The organism is Variovorax sp. 01T439_2 (assembly GCF_056398445.1).
The window spans coordinates 1-4,760 of sequence record NZ_JBFTPJ010000434.1 but is presented as its reverse complement, the minus strand read 5'-3'; the positions used below and the strand labels follow the sequence as shown (position 1 = coordinate 4,760).

At 69.5% G+C, this 4,760-nt stretch carries 3 protein-coding genes; 1 reads left to right on the top strand and 2 read right to left on the bottom strand.

Annotated elements, in window-relative coordinates:
* On the bottom strand, positions 1 to 761 hold a 761-nt coding region (locus AC1DOC_RS19695), incomplete at its 3' end, for a response regulator (RefSeq protein ID WP_478130330.1).
* On the bottom strand, positions 739 to 4,125 hold the full coding sequence (locus AC1DOC_RS19690) for a hybrid sensor histidine kinase/response regulator (RefSeq protein WP_478080497.1): 3,387 nt from the start codon (positions 4,123 to 4,125) through the stop codon (positions 739 to 741). The genes AC1DOC_RS19690 and AC1DOC_RS19695, both read right to left, overlap by 23 nt.
* Positions 4,126 to 4,377: 252 nt before the next feature.
* Between AC1DOC_RS19690 and AC1DOC_RS19685 the strand changes: the two genes are divergently transcribed.
* Positions 4,378 to 4,760, top strand: a 383-nt coding sequence (locus tag AC1DOC_RS19685; RefSeq protein WP_478130329.1) for a transporter substrate-binding protein, incomplete at its 3' end; no start/stop codon positions are given.

Here is a 4,760-nt window from a genome sequence, read left to right as displayed (position 1 = left end):
AGCCATGAGAGCACTTCGGTCTCGCGCGGCGTGAGCGCCGCTTCGGCCAGCCGCGCCGACGGCTTGCCCGCGGCCCCTTCGCGCTGCGCCGCGAACAGCAGCATGGTTTCGCCGAGCGCCGCGGCGCCCAGGTTGCGCACCGAAATGCGTGCGCCTGCCGCCGTGGCCACCGCAATGGCCGCGCCGGGCGCAAGCGCGGGTGCGAGCGCGGCGGGCAGCAGCCCGGCGGCCGGCGCCGCATCGAGCGCATGCAGCCACAGCGCGGCTTGCGGCGAGCGCCATGCGATGCGCCCGCGCGCATCGACAAAGACCACGCCCATGCCGGCCACGTCGACCGCATCGCGCGCCATGCGCGTGATGCGTGCGTTGCGCGTGTGCGTGTGCAGCCGCGCGAGCACCTCCTGCGCGCGGATCGGCTTCACCACGTAGTCGACGCCGCCGCATTCGAAGCCCTCGACCACGTGCGCGGTTTCCGAAAGGCCGGTCATGAACAGCACCGGAATGTGCGCGAGCGCCGCATTGGCCTTGATGCGCCGGCAGGTCTCGAAGCCCGACAGGCCGGGCATCAGGCCGTCGAGCAGGATCGCGTCGGGCACCACCAGTTCGAGCCGCTGCAGCGCGGCCTCGCCATCGGCCGCGACCAGCACGGTGTAGCCGCTCGATTCGAGCGTGTCGCACAGCATGCCGAGGCTGCTGGGGGCGTCGTCCACCACCAGCACCACGGGGCGTTCGGCTTCATCAGGGGGCGAGAGTGTCTGCATCTTGTTCTGCGAGTGCCTTGCGGAGCTTGTCGAGTTCGAATCGGGTGACCATGCCGCGCAGCCAGGTGCAGGTGGCCGCGGCCGGTGGGGAGGCGGCGGCGAGGCGGTCGAGCACCTGGTGCAGGCCGCGCATGTGGCCCATCTGCACCAGCCGCATCAGCTCGGCGCGGTCGTCTTCCGAGAGCGCGAGCTGCACCGGCCGCGGCGCCATGTCGACGGCGGGCGGCATCGCGTCGTTCGACGCCAGCCATTCGAGGCCGAGGTGCCGCTCCAGCGTGGCGATCAGCTGCGACTCGATGACCGGCTTGCCCACGAAGGCCTGGCAGCCCGCGGCGCGCAGCAGCTCGCCCTGGTTCTCGAACATGTTGGCCGAGACGATGATGATCGGCAGGCGGTCGAAGCCCGAGGCGCGCACCAGCGCCGCGGTCTGCCAGCCATCCATGTCGTCCATGGTGAGGTCCAGCAGGATCGCCGAGGGCAGGTTCTCGCGCAGGCTGTCGAGGCATTCGGTGCCGCTCGCGGCCTCGCGCACCTCGAAGCCCAGCGGCGCGAGCATGCCGGCCAGCATCTGGCGCTGCACCGGCTGGTCGTCCACCACCAGCAGCGTGCGGCGCGCGCCGATGTAGCCCGACACCGGCCGGCGCGTTTCTGCCTGCGGGCCGGGGTCGGCCACTTCGCGCAGGTACACCCGCACGCTGAAGGTGCTGCCCGCGGGCGAGGTGGCGGCCAGCGCCAGCTCGCCGCCCATCAGCGACGTGAGCAGGCCCGTGATGGTGAGGCCCAGGCCCGTGCCGGGCTCGCCGCGCCGGCGCCCGGCGGCGCCGCGCTCGAACGGAAGAAAGATGCGCTGGTGGTCCTGCGGCGCCACGCCGATGCCGGTGTCGACCACGTCGAAGCGCAGCACCTCGCGCCGCGCATCCACATGCAGCGTGACCGTGCCGCTGTCGGTGAAGCGCACCGCGTTGGCCAGCAGGTTGATGAGGATCTGGCGCAGCCGCTTGGCATCGGCATGCACCCAGGGCGGCAGCCGACCGCTGTGGGTGTAGACGAACGCCAGGCCCTTGTTCTCGGCCTGCGGCCGCACCATGTGCACCACCTCGTCCAGGAAGGCCGGCAGCGCGAGAGGGGCGGGCTCCAGCTGCAGGCGGCCGGCCTCGATGCGTGCCAGGTCGAGCAGCCCGTCGATCAGCCCCAGCATGTGCTCGCCGCTGCGCTGGATGGTCTGCACCGCTTCGCGCGGCGGCGCCACGGCCTCGCCCTTGAGCAGGATCTGCGAGTAGCCCAGGATGCTGTTGAGCGGCGTGCGCAGCTCGTGCGTCATGCCGGCCACGTAGCGGGTCTTGGCCTGGTTGGCGGCTTCGGCGGCTTCCTTCGCGGTCTGCAGCGCGGCGTCGGTGCGCTGGTGCGCCTCGATCTCGACGGTGAGCAGGTGGTTGTGGCGGTTCGATTCCTCCTGCGCCATCTGCCGGCTCTCGCTGCCCAGCACGATCCACCAGGCGGCCACCGCCGCCACCAGCGACAGCAGCGCAAACACCTTGAGGAAGGCGCTGCGCAGCGCCGGGTCCACCGCATCGGCGCCCACGATGGCCTCCTGCGCATACACCACGCCCATCACCGTGGCCAGCAGCGCCACCAGCGAGGTGGCCACCATCAGGTAGTGCGCCACGCGAAAATTGAGCCGGCCCGACAGCGCGGGCGGCAGCAGCGCCTGGAGCCAGCCGCTCATCTGCTCGGCCGCGCGCGAGTCGGTCTTGCAGCGGTCGTGACAGCGCGATTCGAGCGTGCAGCACAGCGAGCAGATCGGCGCGCTGTAGGCCGGGCAGTGCGCCATGTCCTCGGACTCGAAGCTGTTGTCGCACACCGAGCATTTCACGATCTGCCCCGGCGTCCAGCGCCGGATGTCGCTGCGCGCGAGGTAGTAGCGTCCGCGCGTGCGCCAGGCCAGCAGCGGCGAGACCACCAGCGCCGTTGCCAGCGCGATGAAGGGCGAGAACGCGCGCGCCCACTGGCCCAGCACGCCGGAGTACGCCAGCATGGCCAGCGCCGCCGCCACCAGCATCGCGCCCAGGCCGACCGGGTTGATGTCGTACAGGTGCGCGCGCTTGAACTCGATGGTGCGCGGGCTCCAGCCCAGCGGCTTGTTGATGATCAGGTCGGCCACCAGCGCGCCGACCCAGGCAATGGCGATGTTGCTGTAGAAGCCCAGCACATGCTCGAGCGCCGCGAACACGCCGAGCGTCATCAGCAGGATCGCGATGACCACGTTGAACACCAGCCACACCACGCGCCCCGGGTGGCTGTGCGTGAGCCGCGCGAAGAAGTTCGACCACGCCAGCGAGCCCGCATAGGCGTTGGTGAGGTTGATCTTCATCTGCGAGACCACCACGAACAGAGTGGTGATCGCAAGCACCCAGGCCGGATCGCGCAGCACGTACGAAAAGCCCGTGAGGTACATCAGCGTGGGCTCGACGGCATGCCTTGCCGGGATCTCGTGCTGGAGCGCCAGAAAGGCCAGGAAGGCGCCGCCCATCATCTTGAGCATGCCCGGCACGATCCAGCCCGGGCCCGCCACCAGCACCGCGGCCCACCAGCGGCCGCGGTTGGCGGCCGTCTTCTCGGGCAGGAAGCGCAGGTAGTCGACTTGCTCGCCGATCTGCACCACCAGCGAGAAGGCCACCGTGGCGGCGGCGCCGAACATCAGCGGATCGAAGCCGCTGCTGTCGGAGCTGCGGCCCACCAGGCCGGTGAAGTCGGCATACAGCTCGGGCTTCTTCACCAGCACCGCGATGAACGGGCAGACGAACAGCACGATCCAGATCGGCTGCGTCCACAGCTGCAGGCCCGAGATCAGCGTGATGCCGCGCATCACCAGCGGCACGATCACGACCGACGACAGCAGATAGAGCAGCGGCAGCGGCCAGTCCAGGTACAGCTGCAGCGCCAGCGCGAGGATGGCCGCCTCCAGCGCGAAGAAGATGAAGGTGAAGCTCGCGTAGATCAGCGAGGTGAGGGTGGAGCCCAGGTAGCCGAAGCCCGCGCCGCGCGTGAGCAGGTCCATGTCCACGCCATGCCGGGCCGCGTAGTAGGAGATCGGCAGGCCGGTCAGAAAGGTGATGAGCCCCACCACCAGGATGGCCCACAGCGCGTTCGAGAAGCCATAGCTCAGCGCAATGGCGCCGCCGATGGCCTCCAGCGCCAGGAACGAGGTGGCGCCGAAGGCCGCGTTGGCGACGCGGAACTCCGACCACTTGCGAAAGCTGCGCGGCGTGTAGCGCAGCGCGTAGTCCTCCAGCGTTTCGTTCGCGACCCACGCGTTGTAGTCGCGGCGGATGCGGAAGATCTTCTGGCCGGTGACGGGTTGCATGGTGGGGGCTTGCGGCAAGGGCGGGGGCGGCGGCATGGAAGGCAGCAGAGCAAGAAGCGCTCCCTGCGTGCTTTGCGCCCTTGCGCGGCTCGCAAGTCTGCAGGCCCGGGCGCTTGCGGCCGCTACGTTGAATGACGTATTCGCGCCGGCGCAGGTGATTTCTAAAGTACCAGCCATGGTGCTCGGGGCACCGTCCGACGCACTGCGATGGTGCGCGGCTCAACCTTCCAACAACCTGCCTGGAGTTTCCCGATGTCGCGTGATTCAGAAGACCTTTCCCTCGATGCCCTGGCATTGCGCCGCCGCCGCTTGCTGCAGGGCGCCGCCGCGCTGCCCGTGATGGGCCTGTCCGGCCTGAGCTTCGGCCAGTCGCAGTTCCCCACGGCCAAGGTCAACAGCACCAAGCTCGCGGTGACCGACACCGAAGTGACGGTGGGCCAGCTGCACTCGTCCTCCGGCACCATGGCCATTTCGGAAACCGGCTCGATCCAGGCCGAGCAGCTCGCCATCGACCAGATCAACGCGATGGGCGGCATCCTCGGGCGCAAGATCAAGGTGATCAAGGAAGACGGCGCCTCCGATTGGCCCACCTTTGCCGAGAAGTCGAAGAAGCTGCTGGTCAACGACCATTGCGC

Coding starts and splice junctions, on each gene's coding strand:
- AC1DOC_RS19690 (WP_478080497.1), bottom strand. CDS start 4,125: ATGCAACCCGTCACCGGCCAGAAGATCTTCCGCATCCGCCGCGACTAC.